At 60.3% G+C, this 22,856-nt stretch carries 13 protein-coding genes; 5 read left to right on the top strand and 8 right to left on the bottom strand.

Annotated elements, in window-relative coordinates:
• Positions 1-45: 45 nt before the first annotated feature.
• Positions 46-1,134: an acyltransferase family protein gene (locus LVY65_RS03400; protein WP_235066599.1), complete on the top strand. Its 1,089-nt coding sequence runs from the start codon at positions 46-48 to the stop codon at positions 1,132-1,134.
• A gap of 3 nt (positions 1,135-1,137) precedes the next feature.
• Here the strand turns inward: LVY65_RS03400 and secA are convergent, their stop codons facing one another.
• The 3 genes from secA to addA form a co-directional block, all read right to left on the bottom strand.
• A complete protein-coding gene (gene secA, locus LVY65_RS03395) occupies positions 1,138-3,891 on the bottom strand; it encodes a preprotein translocase subunit SecA (protein WP_235066598.1) in 2,754 nt (917 codons plus the stop codon).
• 152 nt (positions 3,892-4,043) lie between these two features.
• Positions 4,044-4,376, bottom strand: coding sequence for a thioredoxin TrxA (gene trxA / locus LVY65_RS03390; protein WP_235066597.1), 333 nt, complete (start codon positions 4,374-4,376; stop codon positions 4,044-4,046).
• 56 nt (positions 4,377-4,432) lie between these two features.
• Complete coding sequence (gene addA / locus LVY65_RS03385; RefSeq protein ID WP_235066596.1) at positions 4,433-7,840, bottom strand: double-strand break repair helicase AddA; 3,408 nt, start codon at positions 7,838-7,840, stop codon at positions 4,433-4,435.
• Positions 7,841-7,911: 71 nt separating this feature from the next.
• On the opposite strand from addA, the gene LVY65_RS03380 reads away from it, so the two are divergent.
• Entirely contained in the window at positions 7,912-8,064 is a 153-nt protein-coding gene (locus LVY65_RS03380) for a hypothetical protein (protein WP_235066595.1), read from the top strand.
• Position 8,065: 1 nt separating this feature from the next.
• On the opposite strand, the gene addB is transcribed toward LVY65_RS03380, so the two are convergent.
• The 5 genes from addB to LVY65_RS03355 are packed head-to-tail and all read right to left on the bottom strand — an operon-like array spanning position 8,066 to position 15,506.
• Positions 8,066-10,981, bottom strand: coding sequence for a double-strand break repair protein AddB (gene addB, locus LVY65_RS03375; protein ID WP_235066594.1), 2,916 nt, complete (start codon positions 10,979-10,981; stop codon positions 8,066-8,068).
• Complete coding sequence (locus tag LVY65_RS03370; protein ID WP_235066593.1) at positions 10,974-11,735, bottom strand: nucleotidyltransferase family protein; 762 nt, start codon at positions 11,733-11,735, stop codon at positions 10,974-10,976. Before LVY65_RS03370 ends, addB begins: the two co-directional genes overlap by 8 nt.
• Positions 11,732-12,736, bottom strand: coding sequence for an aminoglycoside phosphotransferase family protein (locus LVY65_RS03365; protein ID WP_235066592.1), 1,005 nt, complete (start codon positions 12,734-12,736; stop codon positions 11,732-11,734). Before LVY65_RS03365 ends, LVY65_RS03370 begins: the two co-directional genes overlap by 4 nt.
• Positions 12,721-13,158: a tRNA (adenosine(37)-N6)-threonylcarbamoyltransferase complex ATPase subunit type 1 TsaE gene (gene tsaE, locus LVY65_RS03360; protein WP_235066591.1), complete on the bottom strand. Its 438-nt coding sequence runs from the start codon at positions 13,156-13,158 to the stop codon at positions 12,721-12,723. Before tsaE ends, LVY65_RS03365 begins: the two co-directional genes overlap by 16 nt.
• Positions 13,155-15,506: a sensor histidine kinase gene (locus LVY65_RS03355; RefSeq protein ID WP_235066590.1), complete on the bottom strand. Its 2,352-nt coding sequence runs from the start codon at positions 15,504-15,506 to the stop codon at positions 13,155-13,157. Before LVY65_RS03355 ends, tsaE begins: the two co-directional genes overlap by 4 nt.
• Positions 15,507-15,733: 227 nt before the next feature.
• On the opposite strand from LVY65_RS03355, the gene LVY65_RS03350 reads away from it, so the two are divergent.
• From LVY65_RS03350 to LVY65_RS03340, 3 genes are all read left to right on the top strand, one after another.
• Positions 15,734-18,928 (top strand): TonB-dependent receptor domain-containing protein, encoded by a 3,195-nt coding sequence (locus tag LVY65_RS03350; RefSeq protein ID WP_235066589.1) that lies wholly within the window; start codon positions 15,734-15,736, stop codon positions 18,926-18,928.
• Positions 18,929-19,068: 140 nt separating this feature from the next.
• Positions 19,069-20,847 carry a tetratricopeptide repeat-containing sulfotransferase family protein gene (locus LVY65_RS03345; RefSeq protein ID WP_235066588.1) on the top strand — a complete coding sequence of 593 codons (1,779 nt, stop codon included), beginning with the start codon at positions 19,069-19,071 and terminating at the stop codon, positions 20,845-20,847.
• Positions 20,848-20,855: 8 nt separating this feature from the next.
• Positions 20,856-22,640: a tetratricopeptide repeat-containing sulfotransferase family protein gene (locus LVY65_RS03340; RefSeq protein WP_235066587.1), complete on the top strand. Its 1,785-nt coding sequence runs from the start codon at positions 20,856-20,858 to the stop codon at positions 22,638-22,640.
• Positions 22,641-22,856 lie beyond the last annotated feature (216 nt).

The raw sequence follows: 22,856 nt of genomic DNA, 5'->3' as shown, positions 1-22,856 counted from the left end.
GGGGCGACTATGGGATATTCCCGGCCAATAGACCTTCAGGCCAGCGTGCCATTCGAGTGCACCGTGGCGGCGCGCCCGGAAAGCGACAAGCTCCTGGGGCTCGAGCTTTTGCGTTTTGCCTCGGCGATGGCCGTCCTATTCTTTCATTATCGCCACTTTGCCCGGATGGCCGGGATGGAAGCGGTGAGCAGGGCCGAGGCCCCCTTCTATTCGCTATTTTGGCTTTTCTACGACTATGGCCAATTTGGCGTTCAGGTCTTTTGGGCGATCAGCGGCTACATCTTCTTCTGGAAATATGCCGCATCCATCAACGCAGGCGCGGTGGCAGCGCGCGACTTCTTCTGGTTGCGCTTTTCTCGGCTCTACCCGCTCCATATCGTGACGCTGGTCGGCGTCGTCGGACTGCAATATGTCTACCGCCACTTTGCGGCTTCGAATTTCATCTACCCCACCGACGACCCGGGCATGTTCGTCCATCAGATCTTCCTCGCGACCGACTGGGGTGAGTCACCGCCGTTCAACTTCAACGGTCCGATCTGGTCGATTTCGGCCGAAGTAGCAGTGTACGCATTCTTCTTCTTGCTGTTGCGCCGCTTTGCGCCGTCCAGAGAGCTTTGCATCGGAGTCGTCGTAGCCGGGGTAGCGTTATTGCTGGCCGGGATTGAATGGGCGTCGATCGGCTGCGCGACCTTCTTCTTTGCCGGCGGACTGGCCTCGCTCGCGCCACCGAAGGCCCGACGGTTTGCCGGTCCCGTCCTCGTCGCCGTCATCGTCATTTTCGCGGCCACCGGAGCACTTGCCGAGCGGGCAAAGATTCCGACTTTCCTGCTGGTTGCGGCGCCGTGCATGCTGGTGTTGCTGGCGCAAATGCCACTTCCACGCCGCTGGCATCGGCCTATCCAGGCGGCAGGCAACCTTACCTACTCAAGCTACTTGCTGCATTTCCCGTTGCAGCTGATGCTCGCGATCGGCGTCGCTGCGAGCGGGCTGACGCCGCCGTTGACCAACCCGCTATTCCTGGCTGCCTATTTGGGCGTCACTTTGACGGTGGCCGCGATCAGTTACCGATGGTTCGAACTACCAGCGCAAAACTGGCTGCGACGACGCATGCTGCAAAGCCGCCTCGCCGCCTGATCGTCAGGCCGTTTGGCCGTGGCAATGCTTATATTTCTGCCCCGATCCGCACGGGCATGGAGCATTGCGGCTGGCCGGCGCAACGATGGTCTCCCCGTCGGCAGTTTGCTCCGGCAGCGACGGCCGCGGCGCCTGCATCGGCGGCAGGCTGGAAAGCAATGTCCCGCCTGAATCAAAGTCAGCGGTATCGTCATCGCCCGACAGCGGGTCGATATGGTGGGTGATGAAGTCCGGAAGCACCGATGCGCCCATCGGCATCATCTGCACGGGCGCGGGCTCGTCGAACTGGACCTGGGCACGAAGCAACATGCGGGTGACGTTCTCTCGGATTTCCACCAAAAGCCGCTCGAACAGCAGGAATGCCTCCTGCTTATATTCATCGATCGGCTTCTTTTGCGCATAGCTGCGAAGATGGATGACAGCCCGCAGCGCATCGAGCGTGGCCAAATGCTCTTTCCAATGATGGTCGAGCGTCTGGATGAGCACGCTCTTTTCGATATCGATCCAGCGTTCGCGCGCGACCGCATCGGTCTTTGCCAACATCTTGGCGTTCGCCATTTCCTGCAGGCGCTCGATGACGATGTCCTGCTCGACAGCTTCTTCGGCAAGCCATTCATCGAGCGGCGGCTGCAGGTCGAGGACTGCGTCGACGCTCTCTCTTAGGCCACCGACATCCCACTGTTCAGGGTAGGTTCCAGGCGGGCAATGGGTAGCAACCAGCGAGGCTATGGTTTCGGCCCGGAAATCCTCAACCACGTCGCTTACGTGGTCGGCGTCCATGATCTCGGCGCGCTGCTCGTATATCACCTTGCGCTGGTCGTTCATGACGTCGTCGAACTCAACGACCTGCTTGCGGATGTCGTAGTTGCGCGCTTCGACCTTCTTTTGCGCCGTTTCGATCGCCTTGGAGATCCACGGCGAAATGATTGCCTCCCCATCCTCGAGGTTCTTGTTCATTAGCCGGGCAAAGGCCGTCTGCGGCCCGAAGATGCGCAAAAGATCATCGTCCAGGCTCAGGTAGAATCGCGAAAGGCCGGGATCGCCCTGGCGCCCCGAACGGCCGCGCAGCTGGTTGTCGATGCGACGGCTCTCGTGGCGCTCCGTGCCCAGCACGAACAGGCCGCCCGCCTCTAGCACCTTCTGCTTTTCGGCTTCGATCTCCTCTTCGATCTTCGCGATCGCGGCGTCCCGCTCAGGCCCCTCGGGAACGTCCTTCAATTCATCTTCGACGCGGAAATCGATATTGCCGCCAAGCTTAATATCAGTGCCGCGACCGGCCATGTTGGTGGCGATGGTGACCATGCCGATCCGGCCTGCCTGGGCGACGATATGCGCCTCACTCTCATGGAAGCGGGCGTTAAGAACCGAATGCTGGATGTTCTCTTTGTTGAGAAATTCGCTGAGCATCTCCGACTTTTCGATCGAAACTGTGCCGACCAGGACCGGCTGGCCCTTTTCCTGCCGTGAGCGAATTTCCTTGGCGATCGCGCCGAACTTGTCGGTGATATTCTTGTAGAATTCGTCGTCCTCGTCGATCCGCTTGACCGGGACGTTGGTTGGAATCGACACGACGTTCATTCGATAGATGTCAAAGAATTCCGGAGCTTCGGTCGCCGCCGTGCCGGTCATGCCGGCCAGCTTCGGATACATGCGGAAATAGTTTTGGAAGGTGATCGACGCGAGAGTCTGGTTCTCTGGCTCGATCTGGACACCCTCCTTGGCTTCCACCGCCTGGTGAAGCCCATCCGACCAGCGTCGGCCATCCATCATTCGTCCGGTGAATTCGTCGATGATGACGATCTTCCCGTCCTTCTCGATGTAATCGATGTCCCGCTTGAACATCTTGTTGGCTTTGAGGGCCTGGTTGAGGTGATGAACCACCTGGGTGTTGGCGATATCGTAAAGATTCTGGCCTTCGATCAATCCGGCCGTCTCGAGCATCCGCTCGGCTTTTTCGGTGCCCTCTTCGGTAAGGACGATGCTTTTCTGCTTCTCGTCCTTCTCATAATCGCTTTCGTCAAACTGCTTCACGATGGCGTCGACGCCCATGTACAGATCGGATTTGTCGTCGGTGGGGCCGGAAATGATCAACGGAGTGCGCGCCTCGTCGATCAGGATCGAGTCAACTTCGTCGACGATCGCGTAATTGAACGGTCGCTGGACCATCTGCTCGCGCGAATATTTCATATTGTCGCGGAGGTAGTCGAAGCCGAGTTCATTGTTGGTCGCGTAGGTGATATCGGCCTGATAAGCCTCGCGCCGCTCATAATCCGAAAGGTTGGGAACGATGACCCCGACAGTCAAACCGAGGAATCGGTAGATCTGCCCCATCCACTCGGCATCGCGCCTGGCCAGATAGTCGTTGACGGTGACGACATGGACGCCCTTGCCGGGAAGCGCGTTCAAGTAGGTCGCCAACGTCGCGACCAGCGTCTTGCCTTCGCCGGTGCGCATTTCAGCGATCTCACCGCGATGGAGTGCGATGCCGCCGATCATCTGGACATCGTAATGGCGCTGGCCAAGCGTTCGCTTCGCGGCTTCTCGCACCGTTGCAAATGCTTCGGGGAGCAGGTCGTCTAGCTTGGCGCCATCGGCCAGGCGCTGCCGGAACAGCACCGTCTGACCGCGCAATTCCTCGTCGGTCATCGCCGAAATGGTCGGCTCAAAGCCATTGATGGTGTCGACGAATCGCCCGAGCGAGCGGACGTAGCGGTCGTTGGCCGAACCGAAGATGCTTTTGGCCAGGGAGGCGAGCATGTTGCGAAAAATTCCTCAATAAACCGGATGCGCGAGGGCAGCAGGAAAGGTCGCCCGCGCGCGGGCGATGTTGCGCTGCGATGTAGGGAGCGGCCCTGCCCTAGTCAATTGACCGGGCGGGGCCTCCGATTCGGCCAAATCGCCAAAGCGGCTTAGGAGGCCAATTCGCCTTCCAGCCATTGCTGAATGTTGCTGCGCGGCGCCGCGCCAACCTTTTGGGCAACCGCTTCACCGTTCTTAAACAGCAGCATCGTGGGAATGCCGCGAACTCCGTAGCGGCCGGGCGTATCGGGGTTTTCGTCGATATTGATCTTCGCGACGGTGACCTTGTCGCCCAGCTCGGCCGCGATCTCCTCAAGGGCCGGTGCAATCATCCGACATGGACCGCACCATTCCGCCCAGAAATCGACGAGGACGGGCTTATCTGAGCCCAGCACGTCCGCCTGGAAGCTCTGATCGGTTACGGTCTTGGTATTCTGGCCCATTCGAGGACTCCTTCGTGTTCACTTGACCCCTCATATGGGGGTTGAATTCGTGCGGCTCAACCGGGCAGCGAGATAAGGCGCGGACCAGAGGTGTAGAGAAGCGAAGCTTCAATACGGCGACCGGGAAAGATTACCCTAAGCGCCTCGGCATATGCGTCCATTTGGGCACGGTGGGCAGCTGGGATTCCGGCGAGATCTGCGGGCACCCCACGCCCGGTCTTGAAATCGATCACCCGAACCAAATCCTGGTCAATACAAAGCCGATCGACGGTACCAGCAATCACTCGGCCATCCGCCAGGGTCGCGGCAATCGGCGCTTCGGCCAGCGCTTCGGTGCTGAATAGATCGGCGAAAGCCGGATCTTCGATCAGGGCGCAGGCGGCGCTCGCAATTTCCTGCCGCGTCTGATGATCGACGCCCGCCCGTTCGAGCCAGCGGACTGCGAGCGTACGGCGGGTACCTGCCGGTACCCCTGGCAGGCGCTCGAAAAGCGCGTGAAGCAAAGTGCCGCGAAGAGCGGCCTCCCGCATCTCGGGCCCGGGAGGCGGGGCGGCATCGCGATCTTCGGCAATCTGCGACGGCGCCAATGGGCGTGGGGGTCGTGCTTCGGGCGGTGCCGGCTGCCGCAGCCAATCAGGCACGGCGATCGGCTCTAGCGAAGCCTTACCGGCCTTGCGGGCCGAGACGCCCCTGCCCTCACCAGCCCAGACCAGTGCGTTGCCCCAGCCATCGATTTCAGCCGGGGCCGCACCGAGCGATTGCATTGCCCGCCCAACCGCGGAGTGCCAACTCATTTGGGCAACATCCCGCTTCGGCTTCACGCCCGCTACGACCAGCCGCTCCGCTGCACGGGTCAGGCCGACATATGCAAGCCTCCAATGCTCCTCCTGGCCCGCTGCCTTCGCCGCGTCGATCAGGGTTCGAAAAATCTTTGCGCACTCGTCCTTGCGCGGCCTGATCAGCGGGATGGTCCCTGCCCCAGGAAACGGCACGTCAAACGTTGGCGAGGGGCCGCCAACCTTATCCGGGTCATGCGTTGCATCGGCCAGCAGCACCAGCGGCGCTTCCAAGCCTTTGGCTCCGTGCACGGTCATCACCCGCACCGCATTGGACGGTGCCGAGGGGTCACGCTTCACTTCCACGTCGCCCTGGCCGAACCAGGCCAGGAAGCGATCCAGCGATGCAATTTCCTCCTGCTCGAACGCCAGGGCGCTGGAGACCAGTTCTTCAATCGGGTCGCGGGCCGCCTCTCCCAAACGCCTCAACAGCTTGCGCCGGCCATCGAGCGGCCCCGAAAGGATCGTTTCCAGGAAGCGCGACGGAGTAACGTAATCGGCCATCGCCAACCATCCGCCGAGGATCGCATGCGCTTTCTCAAAGTGGGCCTGTTCACCGCGCCGGGCAGCTAGTTCGGTCCAAAGCTTGCCGTTGCGGTCGTGGGCAAGTTCATAAAGCTGATCCTGGCTCCACCCGATCAAGGGCGATACCAACAGGTTGGCGAGGTTGAGATCGTCGAGCGGCTGCACCGCGAAACCAACCGCCGACAGCAAATCCTTGACCGCCAGCGGCTTGTGAAGGTGCAGCCGGTCGATCCCGGCGACCGGAACTCGATGTGCATAGAGCCGGGCGACGATAAGCGACGCCAATTCGGTCCTGCTTCTAACGAGAATGAGAATGTCGCCGGGCGCTAGAGGCCGCCCGGTCGTGGCCATGACTGGCGCCTCGGCAAGCCAGTGACTGACCTGCCGGGCAATTGCGTCCGCGTAGAGGCGAGTTGGCTCGTCGATCCAACCCTCCTCACCCTCGTCAATGTCTTCCGCCTCGATCTGCGGCGCATAGGCCGGCCACAATTCAACCCGGCCCGGGCGGCTTGAAAAATGAGGTCGGTGCGGATTGGGCGGAGCGCTCAACCCCATCGCCTGGTGACCGACTTCTGCGATCAGCGCATCGACCACTTCCAGAACGGGCGGCGAAGAGCGAAAACTGGCATCGATCGACAGGTTTTGGAATGTACGCGCCCGGGTTTCAGCCTCATCGGCGGCAACCAGCAACGCCTCGGCGCGGGATGCGATATTGGCCCGGAATTGCTCATACTCCCTGGGATTGGTGCCCTGAAACCCGAAGATCGCCTGTTTGTAGTCACCCACCATGAACAGGGTCCGCCAACGGTTCTCGGCTTCGGGATTGCCTGAGAAAAACTCGGCAGCGAGGGCATCGACGATCGCCCATTGGTCAGCATTGGTGTCCTGCGCCTCGTCGACCAGAATATGGTCGGTCCGCTGGTCGAGCTTGTAGCGAACCCATTCGCCCATGCCGGGTTGTTCGAAAAGTCGCCGAGTCCAGGCAATCAAATCATCGAAGTCCGCAACGCCAGTCGCACGCTTGGCCCGAAAATAGGCGCGCGAGAAAGCCTGGCCCGCCCGCAACCCCGCTGCCTGGACACCCGCCAGCTGGGAGGCCCGGATCAAGGTGCGAAGGGCAGTGAGCCAGCTTGCGAATTCTGCAACCAGTATTTCATAGTCGGAGTCCGCTGCGAGCTGCTTCGGTTTCGACTTGCATGGCTCGCCCCTGCCGGTCACCAGCCCATACCCGACCTCTTGCAGCAGGGCCTGCCTCCCATTGGGTGAGGCAGCCAAAAATGCCGAAAGATTGCTTACAATTTTGTCACCGGTCGCCGTCCCCCAGGCTCGATTGGCGGCGATCAGCCTTTCGAACAGGGCGAGGTCGATCGCATCATCGACAAGCTGGTCAGTAATTTCAGTTTCGGGATCGCCACTCTCGATCCCGATCAACGCAAGCAGCCTGGCTTCAATTGCCGACGGATCGCCCAATTCCTCCATCACCTCATGCGCGGCGGCACAGGCCATGAGGTAGTCCTCGGCTCCCGTCTCCCCCAATCGGCGACTGAGCGTCGACACGTCGGTAATCAGTTGCTCGTTCCCACCCGCTTCAGCTGCCTCCAGCAGGGACGCCAAGGTCCGTCGCGCCAGCTCGGCCTCTGCCCGCCCCTCGATCGGTCGAAAGCCGGGGGTAATTCCAGCCTCCATCGGAAAGGACGCGAGCAAGGTCTGGGCGAAACTATGGATCGTCTGAATCCTGAGCCCGCCTCCACGTGCATCAAGTACTTCAGCGAACAATCGGCGAGCGCGTTCGCGCATCGTCGGATCATAATCCTCGCAAAGATGCTTGAGCTCGAGCCCGAGATCGGCATCGGGTAAGCGCACCCAATACGCCAGCCTCTCGCCGATGCGATTGGCCATTTCCGCCGCGCCTGCCTTCGTGAAGGTCAGGCATAGGATCGACGAGGGTGCAGTCCCCCGCAGCAGAAGGCGCAAAACTCGCGACGTCAGCACATGGGTCTTGCCAGTACCGGCCGACGCGGACAGCGCCGCATGCACCAACGGGTCAGACGCCGCCGCCTGAGCCCCTTCGAGCGCATGAAACGGTTTCAGGCGGCGACGCATGATGCTTCGAAGCTTCCAAATTCGCTACGTTCCGAATAGGTACGAGCACGGCATTCCAGTGAGAGGATCGAATGAGCGACAGCGAAAATGAGCGACGGACCAAGCTTGTTAAAGCGGGGGTAGCAGTTGGGATCGGATCGGCTGCAATAGTCGCGGCGTTGCTCTATGCCTCGAAGATCAAAAAGCCCAAGCGCAGTAGCCCGAAGGTCGACGACACGGACTAACTCAGTCACGGCCATACCACTCCTCCAGCCGCATCAGCTGATCATAGTCCTCATATGGCGCGTAGGCGGGATTAAGCTTGGCCTGGAACGGCTCGTCGCCCAGCAACCACTTCTGCGCCGCTTCCGCAAAATGGACGTAGGCATGTGCAACAAACGCTTCGGACCCTTCGTCTCCGTCGGGTGACCAGCGATAACCGATGCGGCCGTTCTTCTTGGCCAGCGACCAATATTCATGCGCTCCAGCTTCGCCCTTGATGTCTCCAAACCCGCCATCTCGCGCGATTAAGGACAGCAGGCCGAGCTGCAATGCAAATCCCTCGGCGACCGCCTTGGGTCGCGGCGCCTGGCCGGTCTTATAATCGACAATGGCCAACTTCCCGTCCGGCAGTCGGTCGACGCGGTCGATCTTTCCGTAGAGTGTGACGCCCGCCACCTCTGCCTCGCCGAATTCCTCGGCCACAATTGGCACCCTCCCGGACTCCAAATCCTTCACGCTTTCGCCTGCGATCCAGTCGATGGCCTCCCTCAGCCGCGGCGCCCACAAAGCACGGAGCATTGGGTGGATTGCCTCGTCGGCGACCATGGCCTCCGCTCTCGCCGCAAGCTTTGCTGGATCGCAACCGTCCTGCTTGAACCAAGCTTCCAGCACCTGATGAACTGCAGTGCCCTTCCAGGCGGCATGATGTTCGGCATCGACCGCCTCCTCGGGTCGAAGGCGAAGGATCGCCTTGGCGTAGAAAGCGAAGGGATCCGCCTTGAGCCGGTCAAGATCCGTAACCGCAATTTTCTTTGGCCGCGCATCGACCGGTGGCCTGGGTGCTGGACGCGCCACCGGTTCGACGGTGGCACTGGCGTCCAATGTTGCAGTCAACCGTTCCAGCCGCTGGTCACGAGTCATTCCCCCGGTCATCGCCTGCAGCCTGAGCCAAAGTCGCGATGCGACCGTGGGCGAACGGCTATCGCGACGGGCACGGGTCAGCAGTACCCGCGGGGCGCCCAAAGCGCTCATGAAGTCATGCGCCGCCAGCCCGGTGCGATACTCAAGGCCTGGCAGGCTCAGTTGGCGGCGGATTTGCGGAGCCAGCCATGGATCGGGACTGGGCAAAGACGGCCAGACGCCCTCGTTCATTCCACCGAGGATCATCAGGTCTGCTTTCTGCAGCCTGGCTTCGATCAGGCCCCAGATCGAAATGCGCGGGTGGCCGCCATAAGGTCTGCGAACCGGAATTGCATCCATCAAGCCGCGCAGCAGCGGCAGCATATCGTCAGGCGCGACGGTAATGGCCAGGGCATCAAGCGACTGCTCGAGCTCGGCCAATAGCTCAGCGGCGTGTCGGCCATCGGGCCCCCGCCACGCAGCATTCCCGGCAAGGGCGCCAATCACGCCGCGCAAGGTGCCGGCGAACTGGGCGAGCGACATGGCCGTGGCAAGCGCGTCGCTCAACGGAGCCACCTGCTTACGAACGATCTGCCATTCCCGGCCCACCTTCTTCTGGGCAAAATGCTCATCCAGGCCAATTAGGCCCGCCCGCGGGCGTGGCCCGCGCAACGCCAGGTCGAGCGCGCGAACCGCTTCGAGCCAGGCAAATCGCTCGTCGCTGTCCCCGCCCACCAACGGATGTTTCAACAACGCAAGGAGCGGAACTGGCGCCAGATTTTCGACCGCCGCCGCCACGACGGCAAGCAGCAGAGTACCGGCTGGAGTGGTGGACAGTGGCTGGCCGGCGCTGTCATCCGCTTCGATGCCCCAGCGTTGAAGATGGGCCGATACTCGCGCCGCAAGGGTTCTGTCCGGAGTGACCAGGGCAGCCGTGTTGCCTGGAACCTCGATCGCCTCGCGCAGCGCAATAGCGATCGCCTGCGCCTCGCTCGCAGGATCGGGCAATTCCGCGACGCGGATGCCAGTCAGACGTCGCTCAGGCGCTTCCAGTTGAGTCCATTTGTCGCTGAAACGGGGGGCCACCATTGCATTGATTACCGCCCTTCCCCGTGCCGCTGAGGATGACGCACGTCCGCGAGCCGGCCAAGGCAGCACTTCCTCCCGCGCCACCCCAATTCGATCGAGCAATCTTTTAAGGTGGTACTGCGGATGGACTTCTTCGCCGCGCTCATCCTCGTCCGGACCGAGCGCTTCCCATTCCTCGTCCGGCATCTCTATCTGTTCGGCCATGGCGGGAAGTATCACTGCCCCCTGTCCGAGCCGTGACACAGCGCTCAACAGGCTGGCAATTGCCGGTGCCGAAGTCGTGACGCCAGCCGCCAGTGTAAAGCCTTCGGGTGGCTTATCGGTCCACCCCTTTGCCAGCGCGCGAAGCAACAAACTGCGGCGATCGGCAAGGTCGATGACGCCGCGCTCATCAAGCAGAACAGGCCAGCGTTCGATGACGACACGGAAGCGCTCGATCGACCGCAACCAGTGGTCGGCAAGATCAGGCGTTTCAGCGACAGCTTCGGCAAGCCGGGAAGCCGGGATTTCCTCGACAGCGAGCGCATCCATTGTCCGAGCCAGTTCGACCGCGAGCCTCATCGCCTCGGCTGCGCTTTCCCCCTCGGAGCGGAGCAAGCTGGCCAAAAGCAACTGCCTTCCCAGCGGCTCTATCGCAGGCGGGATTTCTTCGACCAGTTCGATCGGGTCGAGCGCCCCGCCTATTCGCTCACCCAGGTCAGGGTCGCCAATTGCGATGAGGCGCGGCAGAACCAGACCGCCCGCACTTGCCCGGACGAAAGCCTCGGTCACTGTCCGTATGGCCCGGTTGTTGGGAAGGAGAATTCGACCTTTCGCCAGCGCCAAGGGGTCGCGACCGATGTTGGTAATCAGCCCAGTTGCCAGTGCGTCGGCGAAGCTGCGGTGCGCGGCGATCGAATAGACGAGCGGGGCGCCGGGATGTCTGCGGTGAAACAGGCCCGGTTTAGCCATGCTGCAATGCGCGCTCGGTTGCCTTGATTGCCAATGGATTGCCTACGTCGAACCAAAGTCCCTGGTGGACGGCGCCAAAGCAGCGGCCTTCGTCAATGGCCCGGTCCCAGAGGATATTGGTTGAAAAAGGCCCTTGCGGCGAATCGCGAAGCAACCGCTTGGACACCATCTGAATGCCCGTAAAAACGTACGGCGCAACCTTGCCTTTCTGCCGCCGCGCCAAGCGCCCGTCCGCCTTCATGTGGAAATCGCCCTGGCCGCTATGATTGCCGGCCCTCGCCTGAGGGACGAGCAGGAGCAATGCGTCCATGTCATCCTCGCGCCATAATGACGCGAGCAGGTGCAGCGTGTCGGCAGGCCCGTCGATCCAGAAATTATCGCTGTTGATCACCAGGAAGGGATCGGCCTCAATCATTGGCTCCGCCCGGATCATGCCGCCGCCGGTTTCCAGCAGCTGATTGCGCTCGTCGCTAATCTTGACGTCAAAGTCGGCGGCGCTGGTTTTGAGATGTGCTTCCAACGCATCCGGCAGGTAATGGACGTTGACGACGATCTTGCCGACCCCCGCAGCGCGCAACCGATCCAGAACATGATCGATCAATGGCTTCCCAGCCACCTCGACCAATGGCTTGGGTCGCGTCGCAGTCAGCGGGCGCATGCGCTTGCCAAGTCCTGCGGCCATGATCATTGCGGTGGCCGGCGCGGCCGCCTTGATATCCGGCCGAAGAGCCAGCGCGCGGGCCTTGCCACTCATGCGGCCTCCTCCTCCCATACCGCTGAGCGGGCCGACTGAGGCACATTCTTGTCGAACCAATGCTTAATCGGCTCAAGTCCCGGCTGTGCAAGGTCGCGCTCCAAAAGGCCCCACATGCGCGGCTGGAAGGCTTTGTATCGATCCTTGCCGTCACGCTTCCAGAGACGGCAGAAGACTCCGAGAATGCGTGTGTTGCGCTGCGCCGCAAGCGCCCAATAGGCGCGCTCAAACCGCTCGTCCGCGCCCGTCTGCGCCAAGTAGCGATCGATCATCGCGCGTTCCAACTCAGGGGGAACGTCGCGCCGGGCATCTTCGAGAACCGAAACCAGGTCATATGCGGGATGGCCCGCCAGCGCGTCCTGGAAATCCAGCAAGCCGAAGCGTTCGATTCCGCCGCGGCCGTCGACCAGCATGACATTTTCGGCATGATAGTCTCGAAGAACAGTCACCCGCTCAAGGCCGTCATTTGCAACCAGCTCGAGCACCTCGCGCCATGCTGTCTCCCACCCTTCGAGATCGACACTCCGAAGACCGACTGCAGGGAGATACCAATCTGGAAAGAGCTGCACTTCGTTCAGCCATTCCTCAAGGCCATGTCTCGGCAGCCCCGGCATCGGCGGTTGTCTATGGAGGTGAACGAGGACATCGACCGCAGTCTCGTAAAGCTCACTTTCCGCTTCCGGATCGGCGTCCAGCGCCTCGCGCATCCGGGCGTCTCCCAGATCGTCGAGGAGAAGCAATCCCCGTTCTATGTCGGCGGCGATAATTTTCGGTGCGACCAGTCCGATCTGCGCGAGCCAACCGGCCACCGCAACGAAGGGACGGACATCCTCCTGCGGCGGCGGTGCGTCCATCAAGACCGCACGCTGATCCCCCGCTTGGATGCGGAAATAGCGGCGGAAGCTGGCATCGCCGGCAAGCGGCAGAATTTCTGCTTCAGCCCAACCATGGCGGGCGAGAAAGTCAGGTGCACTATCGGGAGGAATCATCGGGGCGGCCATCGCCCTTCCCATGCCGTCGGCACCTCTGCTGTCAAGGCGCGTGTGCCATCTTCAGCCACCGCAAGCGACAGGGCGAGGGCATGTGGCCACGCATCGCGCCCGGTATGTTCGGGCCATTCGACAATCAGAACCCCGTCACCGCAGATCTCCTCCAATCCCAACTCGTCGAGATCTGACGGATTATCGATGCGGTACAAGTCGACGTGCCACACGGGCGGCGACAGTGATTCATAAGGCTGCACGATTGCGAAGCTCGGGCTTGGGACCTCACCCGCATATCCCAGCCCAGCGAGCAGGCCGCGAACCAGTGTGGTCTTGCCTGCGGACAGTTCGCCCGACAAGGTCACGACGTCGCCGGGTTTCAACGCCTTGGCCAACTTGCGCCCCAACGCCAGAGTGGCCGCCGCGTCCTTCAGCTTCATTGCGGGGCCCGCGGAACTGTAATTGTGATGCTGGTCCCTTCACCAAGCGCCGACTCCAGCCCGACCGTGCCGCCATGGGCTTCGACGAACTGGCGTGTCAGGGGCAGGCCCAGGCCAAGCGCGGCATCCCCCCGCATCGCCCCCGATCGGTGGAAGCGCGTAAATACCTGTGCCTGGTCTTCCGGTGCTATACCCGGCCCGTCGTCGACAATGGTGATCGTCGCCTGTTCGTCGTCGCCGCTCGCCTTCAGCCAGATATGACCGCCCTCGTCCGTGTAAGCCACTGCGTTACGCAAGATGTGTTCGACTGACTCCCTTAGGCGCCGGGCGTCGCCGATCACGCTGCCGGCGCTAGGCTCAAGCGCGAGTTCGAGTTTCTGACCCTTCTCGTCCGTGCGGACGCGTAGCGCTTCGGCTGCCGCGCGACACATCCCGGCAATGTCGACACGCTCACGTTCAAGCACGACGCCTTGGGTATCGCCCTGGGTCAGGTCGAGCACATCGTTGATCAGCTTGGAAAGGCGGTCGACCGATTCCAGGATTGCGGCAACATAGTCGACTGCTGCCGAGGGTAGCTTGCCCGCATAGCCGGCGGCAAGCATTTCTCCGAAACCTCCAATGGACGTAAGCGGAGTCCGCAATTCATAGCTCATGTTGGCAACGAAGTCGGTCTTGACCCGGTCGGCCTCCTCAAGTGCGGTGGCACGTTCGCGCAGGGCTGCTTCGATCCGGCTCGAATCCGTTACGTCGATCATTGTGAAAAGCGCATTGCCGTCGGGCAGTGGCACCGCGGCGAAATCGAAGTGCCGTCCGTCCGTCAGCGAGACGCGCCCGGTTCCGGACTGGCGCCCGCTGGTCGTTGACCGAACCAGCTCGCGCACTTGAGCCGCCGCTGTTGGGTTGACCAGCCGCTTGGCCATGGCAGGCACCAGTTCATCGACCCGCGGGTGTTCGGCCAGCCACCCCTCGTCGAGGTCCCACAATTCGCTGAACCGGCGATTCCAAAGATAAAGGCGGCCATCGGAGGCGAACACACTGATCACCTCAAACAGATTGTCGAAGGTGGCGGCACGGACTCGCAGCAACGTATCGCGGGCCGAAGCAAGTCGCACTTGCTCCGTTCGGTCTTCGAAAATCAGCCGAAGCCCGCCATCAGGCAACGGCTGGCCCAGTATCCGTAAATGATCGCCATTGGCGAGAATCCAGTCCTCCTCGATCGTTTCCTCCGCTGAGGTAAACCAACCTCGCCGCTCCGCTTTCCAAGCGGGAAAGTCGCGCACCTCGGGCAATCGCCCATTCTCTCGCATGCGCTCAAGGACCCGGTCGAACTCGGGCCGCTCGGCAAGCCATTCCGGCTCGATCTGGGCCATGATTGCAAACGGCTGGTTGAAAAAGGCGAGCTGCCGTTCGCCGTCGAACTGCACCGCGCCCGCGGTCATTCGGTCGGCCAGCTCGCGCTGCGACTCCTGGTGACGGGCAAGCTCGATGCGCGCATCTTCCAGGTCCTGGATATCGACCGCGAAACCAGCCACGGCTCCGGTCGGCAGGGGAACATCGACGAGGCGAAGCATTCGCCGTTCCTGGCCGATCGTTGCCGGATGCATGCGCGAATAGGGGCGACCGGTTTCGATCGCTTTCTTGGCACCGGCGCGCGCACTTTCATCGCCCACCGCATCGATGAGCTCGCTGCCCCGTTCGATGACTTCAGCTGCGTCCCGTGCTTCTACGGCTGCAACGAACGCGGCATTGACCAATCCCAGGCTGAGGTCCGGTCCGCGGTACCACATAGGGAACGGAGCGCTTTCGATCAGATGCGTCAGTGCGTCGAGCGCACCCTCCGTTTGCTGAAGGCGCCGTGTGAGCTTAGCCCGATCGGCGTCGGCATCGCTGATGTCGAAGATCCAGATCAGGATTGTGCCGGGCCTTGCGGGAGGTGGGGCCAGGGCTGCTCGAAGTTCCACTACACGGTCGCGCCCCGCAAGCCGCAGCTGGCGACGGAGCGGCGTCCCACCGAGGCGAACATCGTCCAGGGCTGATGTAAGGGCTGCGAGATCGCCCTGATCTATTCCCGCCTTCTCGCCGCCAAGCTGTTCCAGTCGTTGCGGAGCTTCGCCCAAGCCCAAATCGCGAACCAGCTGAGCGTCGGCTTCTATCTTACCATCCGGATGCACGAGCATCGCCCGCGCCGGAGCGGCATCGAGCAGCGAACGCATAGCGCGCGCGGCGCTAAGCACTGAATGCGCCCGCCGCATTCGGCGGGCAGCGAGAATTGCCAGAATCGCAGCAAAAGCGAGCCAAAGTGCCGCGATGATGATGATCGCCGCCGCGGCCTTTGCGCTACTGACCATCGACCATTGCCATGTTCAGGACTTTTGACCGCTGCAACCCCATCAATGCTTCATAGAAAACCGGTGGCGCGACACAAGCTCGGCCGGGGCAATGATGTCGCAAAAATGCCACAGCCGTCCAATGACATATCTGGGCCCGTTGACTTCGCCGCGCCCACATTGAAGAAATTAACCCACGTTTATCTAACGCAAATGCGTCCGTCAGGGTGGCCAAAGGGGATGTCAGCATGAGTTTCCGGAACGACAGCAGTACCTATATCCGCGCGAGCTTGATGCTCGGTGCGTCGATCGCCGCTCTGGTGGGCAGCCCGGCATTGGCGCAAACGGCACCTGAAGCCGCCCCGGAGACAGCCGCCCCGGAGGCATCCGCGCCGGTTGCAGCCGCTCCCGATCAAGAACCCACGGTGACCGAAGATTTTGAGTCCGCCGAAGGTACGATCGTTGTCACCGGTTCTCGCATCAGGCGCCCGAATCTGGAGTCTGTCGTCCCGGTAATATCCGTATCGGGCGGCGAATTTTTCGAGACGGGTCAGACTTCGGTCGGCGACGTCCTCAACGAACTGCCGGCCCTTCGCAGCACGTTCAGCACGGCGAATTCCACCCGCTTCCTCGGCACTTCGGGCCTCAACCTGCTCGATCTCCGCGGCCTGGGAACGCAGCGCACGCTCGTCCTGGTCAATGGCCGCCGCCACGTTGCGTCGAACATCCTCGGCAACGCCGTCGAAGTCGATACCAACACCATTCCAACCGATCTGATCGAGCGCGTCGACGTCGTAACCGGCGGCAACTCGGCCATCTACGGTTCGGACGCGATCGCCGGCGTCGTCAACTTCATCCTGAAGGACGACTATGAGGGCGTCCAGCTTCGCGGTCAGGGCGGCGTCAGCAAATATGGCGATGCCGGCAATTATTATGTGAGCGTGCTCGCGGGTACAAATTTCGCTGACAATCGGGGCAATGTCGCAGTCAATCTCGAATATGCTCGGCAGGAGGACTTCTACGCTTCGCAGCGTGGTAAATGTTTCAGCACGCAGTGCGGCTATGTGAGAGTTGATACCGATCCGGCCAGCGCGCCATCGGACGGCACGCCCGATCGGGTCTTCTTCGAGAATATTCGCAGCGCACTCTACACCAATGGCGGCGCGATGTATTTCTGCTGCCAAGCCCTCGATCCCGCCGACCCATTGATTGGCGGGTCAGGTTATTTCACCGTTCCCTATAAGTTCCAATCCGATGGTTCGTTGGTGCCGATTACAGGGCAACGGGTCGGCGTGAGCTATTTCGGCTCATTTATCGGCGGCAACGGTAACAATTTCCGTGACGGGAAGCAGTTCGGCCTGTCGCCTAAACTGGACCGCTATGCGATCAACCTGATCGGACATTATGAAGTTTCGCCAGCGCTCGTGCCGTTTGTCGAAGCGAAGTGGGTCCGCACCGAATCTTTCGGCAATGCGTCTGGCCCGTTTTTCGCGCCGGCCATTGGCGAAATCTGGCAGGACGGACCGCTCGCCGGTTTCGATCGTGAAGCTCTCTTCACGGACAATCCATATCTTAGCGACCAGGCACGTACGCTCCTGGAGGATAACGGACTGTCGTACTTCTACATGTTCCGCAATTACGTCGACCTAGGAAATCGCGAGGAGAAAGCTCGCCGCGACACGTTCCGCATCGTCGGCGGCGTTCGCGGGGATTTCAATGAAGATTGGTCGTACGAAGTCTCGCTCAACTACGGCAAACTGAAGGAAAAAACCCGGATTCTGGGTAACGTCAATCTGCAGCGCTACCTACTTGCGGTTGATACGGTTGACGAGGGTGTTTTTAATGGCGGACCGGCCAACGGCAACATCGTCTGCCGTTCGAAACTTGATCCGACGGCCGCACAGCCGTTGCTCAACAACCTCGATCCGGCATTCGCCGCGGGCCAGCTCGCTGGGGACGTGGCGGCGTGCGTCCCGCTAAATCCATTCGGCTCCGGCAATATCAGTCAGGCAGCGAAGAACTACGTCCTTCAAGACTCGTTGGCCAAGGGCTGGATTAAGGAATTCGTCATAAACGGCTTCATGTCGGGCGATACCAGCCAGTTCCTGAACCTGCCGGGCGGGCCGATCGGCTTTGCCATCGGCGGTGAGCACCGGTCAAACGATGTCAGCTACAAGCAGGACGAGTTCACCTCGGCCGGCATGACTTTCTACAATGCCATTCCAGACTTCACTCCGCCGACTTTCAAGGTGAATGAAGTCTTCGGCGAACTTCGGCTGCCCATCCTGAAAGGTCAGCTAATCGACGAACTGACTGTCTCGGGTGCTGCCCGTTACGCGAAATATAAGACGTTCGGTGGCGTCTGGGCGTGGAATATTGGCGGGGAACTTGCTCCGATCCCCGACATTCGCTTCCGGGTTAACTGGTCGCGCGCCGTGCGTGCTCCCAGCCTTGCTGACGCTTACACTCCGCTCGGGCAAAACTTCTCGCCCGGCTTCGCCGATCCATGCGACAATGACCAGATCGGGTCAGGCTCGGCAACCCGCGCGGCGAACTGTTTGGCGGCCGGCGTGCCAGTGGGCTTCAACTATAATTATACTGCATCACTGGGCTTCCTGTCGGGCGGTAATTCGGACCTCAAGCCGGAAACCTCGAACTCGTTCACGGTTGGCGGAGTAGCACAGCCACGCTTCCTGCCGGGCTTCGCTGTGTCGGTCGACTATTACAACATCAGGGTGTACGACGTCATCACTTCACCTTCGGCGCAGGACGCGATAAACGCTTGCTACGACTTACCTGACCTCAACAATCAGTTCTGCTCATTGTTCGAGCGAGCGGGACCTGGGGGCGGTCCTCGCGGTGAGATCCCGGGGCGGATCCTGGAAAACAGCCTGCAACTCGTTCCGCTCAATTACGCAAAACTGCAGGTCCGAGGGATCGATGTCGACGCATCCTACCGGCACCAGATCGGCAATGTTGGGTTGCTCAACACGCAGGTCATCTACACTCACGTGTTCCAGAACGACCAGTTCCTTGATCCGACCGATCCAAATTTCGCTGATCAGCTCAATCTGGAACTCGGCGATCCCAAGGATGCGTTCAACTGGAATACCAGCCTGAAGACGGGGAGATTCACCTTCGGCTACCAGATGCGCTATCTCGGCAAGATGCTGCTGAATGGCGCGGCCTATGAATTCTTCTTCAGCAAGCAGGGCCGCGACCCAGAAGACCCCGACTGGGCCGAGGACCGTTTTTACAGCCCGCAATTCTACCACGACATTCGCGCGCAGATTGACATCAAACCAGGCTTCAATTTCTACCTCGGCATTGATGACCTTACCAACAATCTGCCTCCGAAGGGCCAAACCGGCATTGGCGGCGGAAGCGGTATCTATCGCAATATCGGCCGCTTTATGTACGCAGGCGTCGTGGCGAAGTTCTGATTGCCCAAGGCGTAAGATTATGGGGCCGGGCCTATGCTCGGCCCCCTTTTCTTTGGATTAGATAAGGACAGCCGGGTCCTTCTATCTGAATGCCAAAAATTTCCTTTATTTCCGCGCGCCTAGCGTGTTGATGGAACCGCATGACAACAGCAGCAGCACAACCAACCACCAGTGTCGGAGACGCGCTGGCCAATGCGCGTAGACTTCTTGCGACGCATCCTGACGCAGCTGCAGGACAGGCGCGTGCAATTATTCAGGCAGAGCCAGGCATCGCCGAAGCGCATTTAATCCTGGCTGCGGCGTTGCGAGTGCTCGATTTGCTTTCTGAAGCCGAGATAGCAGAACGAGAAGGGCTTCGGGTTTCTGCCGCCGACCCCGTGCTGGCCCAAGTCAAAAAGCTTTTATCATCAAACAGACTAGAGGATGCGGAAAGCCTGCTTCGGCAATATCTCGACGATACGCCGAACGATCCCGAAGGCCTCCGGCTTCTCGCCAAAATGGCCGTCGAGGCAGGACATCTGGACCGCGCCGAACGTCTCCTTTGGCGCGCACTTGCATTGGCTCCGAACTTTTCCAGGGCCAAAGCCGACTTTGAAGATCTGATTGAAAGACAGGCACGCGCTTTTGCGCCTGACGCCAGCAGACCGCCGACGATACCCGAAGGGGAAGAGGAGTTCCGGACGGCAATACGGCTTAACGAGGAAGCGCTTGAGAAGCAGCCTCGCAACCCGCAGATCTGGTTGGGGTATGGACATGTTCTGCGCATTGCGGGGCGCCAGGGCGACAGTGTCTCGGCCTATCGAAAGGCCATTGAACTGAACCCAAGTTACGGGGAAGCCTGGTGGAGTCTGGCCGACTTGAAGACGGCCAAAATCAGCGAAACCGACATGGCAGCGATGCGGGCCTGTCTCGACTCCAGCACCCTTGCCGGCGCCGATGAGATCGGTCTGCACTTCGCTTTGGGCAAAGCCTTGGGCGACGCCGGAAGATACGAAGAGGCCTTCAAAGAATATTCCGCTGGCAATTCGCTAAAGCACAAATCCCTCAAGACCCACGCCTCGGCCATTGGCAATCATGTTCAGCGATGTGAAGAAGTTTTCACACGGGAGTATTTCTCCGCACATGGCAGGTCGGGGCACGAGGCTAAAGACCCCATCTTCATTGTTGGAATGCCAAGGTCGGGGTCGACCTTAATCGAGCAGATCCTTGCCTCCCATCCGTCCATAGAAGGCACTGAAGAGCTCGTATATCTTGGCAATCTCGCCAGCTTGCTTTCAGAGGGGAGGAAAGCAGGGATTGAGCCAAGCAAGTTTGTTGATGCGATCGCAAACCTTCCCTCCCCGAAATTGGATAGCATTGGCGGAGCCTATCTGTGGAATGCCGACAAGCATCGTCACAGCAATCGGCCTCGTTTCATCGACAAGATGCCGCGCAACTGGCTTTACCTTCCACTGATCAAACTCGCCCTGCCCAACGCCAAGATCATCGACGTCCGGCGCAACCCCATGGATTGTTGCTGGTCGAATTTCCGGCAACTCTTCGCCGACAGCGGAGAGTTCAGCTACGACCTGGCCGAACTGGGCGACTATTATCGATCATATGTCCGAATGCTCGCCCATTTCGATCGCGTCCTGCCGGGCATGGTGCATCGCGTGATCTACGAGCATCTGGTGACCGACACCGACCGCGAGGTTCGGCGACTGCTGGATTACCTTGATCTGCCGTTCGACGCTGCTTGCCTCGAGTTTCACAAAAATCCTCGGGCGGTAAAGACGTCGAGTTCTGAACAGGTGCGGCAGCCAATTACCGACGCTGGAATCGATCAATGGCGGCCCTATGACCCGTGGCTGGGACCGCTCAAAGAGGCACTGGGCTCTGTGCTCCAATGCTATCCGAACGTGCCGGAGAATTGGAATTAAGGATCGGAATGGATAGCAAGTTAACGGACGAGGTAGGCAGCAAGACTAAGGCACTTGCCAACGCGCGTCACCTTTTGCGCAATGGTCAGTATCAAGAGGCTGCCGAGCAGGCCCACGAAGTGATTGAAGGCGACGAAGATTGCGCCGAAGCACATCGACTGCTCGGAATGGCGCTTCGTCAACTCGGCGACATCGAAGGTGCTCGATTGGCGGAATCGCAGGCGATCGAGCTGTCGTTGCTGCACCCGGACATCTTTCAGGCCACCATGGCATTAGCCGACGGCCGGCTGGATAGGGCCGAGAAGCTGCTTAGGCCCCATCTCAAAGAATACCCGGATGATGCCGCGGCTCTTCGGCTTCTCGCCGAGGTGGGTGCCAGGACCGGTCATCTGGACGCCGCGGACTCCTTCGCCCGCAAAGCGTTACAAGTTGCGCCTGACTATGTTCGTGCGCGCGAATTGCTGGAGAAAGTGAGCGCAGCCCGGCAAGACGCAGCATCAGGCGAATCCCGCGCAAGCGTCATCCTGCCGACCGGCGAGGCGCAATATGCGGAGGCCCTGGAAGTCTATGAAAAGGTTGTCGCCAAATTCCCCGATGCTCCGGAGAATTGGACCAGCTACGGACATGTCCTCCGCACTGTCGGCTCACAGGACGAAGCGGTTGCGGCCTATCGTCGTGCCATTGAACTTCGACCTGACTCGGGCGCCGCTTGGTGGGCGCTCGCGGACTTGAAGACACGGCCTTTGCGCGATGAGGACATCGCTCAGCTGGAAAAGGTGCTTGAGGGCGATATCCCTGATGAGAACAATCGAAGTAGCATTCATTTCGCATTGGGGCGCGCGCTCGAGCAGGCCGGCCGGTTCGATCGTTCCTTTGAGCAATATGCCGAAGCCAATCGGCTGAAGTCTGCAACTTCGGGACATGATCGAGCTGCAGTTTCACGGCATGTCGATGCCTCGTTGCAGCTATTCGACGTCGGGTTCTTTGAGTCTCGCCGAGGAGCCGGGTTCGATGGAAACGACCCCATATTCATTCTTGGCATGCCCCGCGCTGGTTCCACGCTGATCGAGCAGATCCTGTCCTGCCATCGCGATGTAGAGGGTACGATGGAATTGGGCGACCTGCCTGCAATTGCCAGATGGCTTGGCGATGGGAGGCATGCTGGCTTCGAAGACAGCAATTATCTGGCGCGGTTAGCAGCCCTACCGCCCGTCGAACTAGGCAAGTTGGGCCAGGGGTATCTTTGGGGCACGAGGCTTCGCCGCCAATCCGACAAGCCCTTCTTCACCGATAAAATGCCGAACAACTGGCTGCATATCGGGATGATCTTGACGATCTTGCCGAATGCGAAGATTATCGACGCACGTCGTCATCCCCTAGCCTGCGGATTGTCGCTCTTTCGCCAGAATTTCGCACGCGGTCAGGATTTTAGCTACGACCTCGCCGATATCGGCTCCCTTTATGCCGACTATGTTAGGATGATGGAGCATTTCGACCGGATCATGCCGGGCCGTATCATCAGGGTCATTCACGAGGATTTGGTGGCGGATTCTGAAGGGGAGATACAAAAGCTACTGGACAGGTTGGAGCTTCCTTTCGACGAGCGATGCCTCAATTTCCATGAGAGTCGACGCGCCGTTCGCACGTCCAGCTCCGAGCAAGTCCGCCGCCCCATCAATCGCGAAGGGGTCGACCAATGGCGGGCTTTCGAGCCCTGGCTAGGTCCGTTGAAGCGAGTATTGGGCTCAATCGCCGATGAATATCCTGCTGTTCCGCATGATCTCGTTCGGTAAATCGCGCACACAACTGAGATCGGGATCGACTCACAGATTAACTCACAGTATTCAATGTTTTTGATTACGATTAATTTCCAGAATTAGCCTTTGCGCCACTGCATGTGACTTTCATGCTACAGGGCATGGAGGAATGAATTGCGCTTATTCTTGCCCAGTTGAAATTGTCGCGGTTTTGAAGATTAGAGCCCCCACTATTCGTATCAGGGGTTCCCA

The organism is Sphingomonas cremea, from assembly GCF_021502585.1.
Classification (GTDB): Bacteria; Pseudomonadota; Alphaproteobacteria; order Sphingomonadales; family Sphingomonadaceae; genus Sphingomicrobium; species Sphingomicrobium cremea.
Note: the sequence above shows the minus strand (reverse complement) of the source record. Positions and strands in the feature narration are given on the sequence as shown.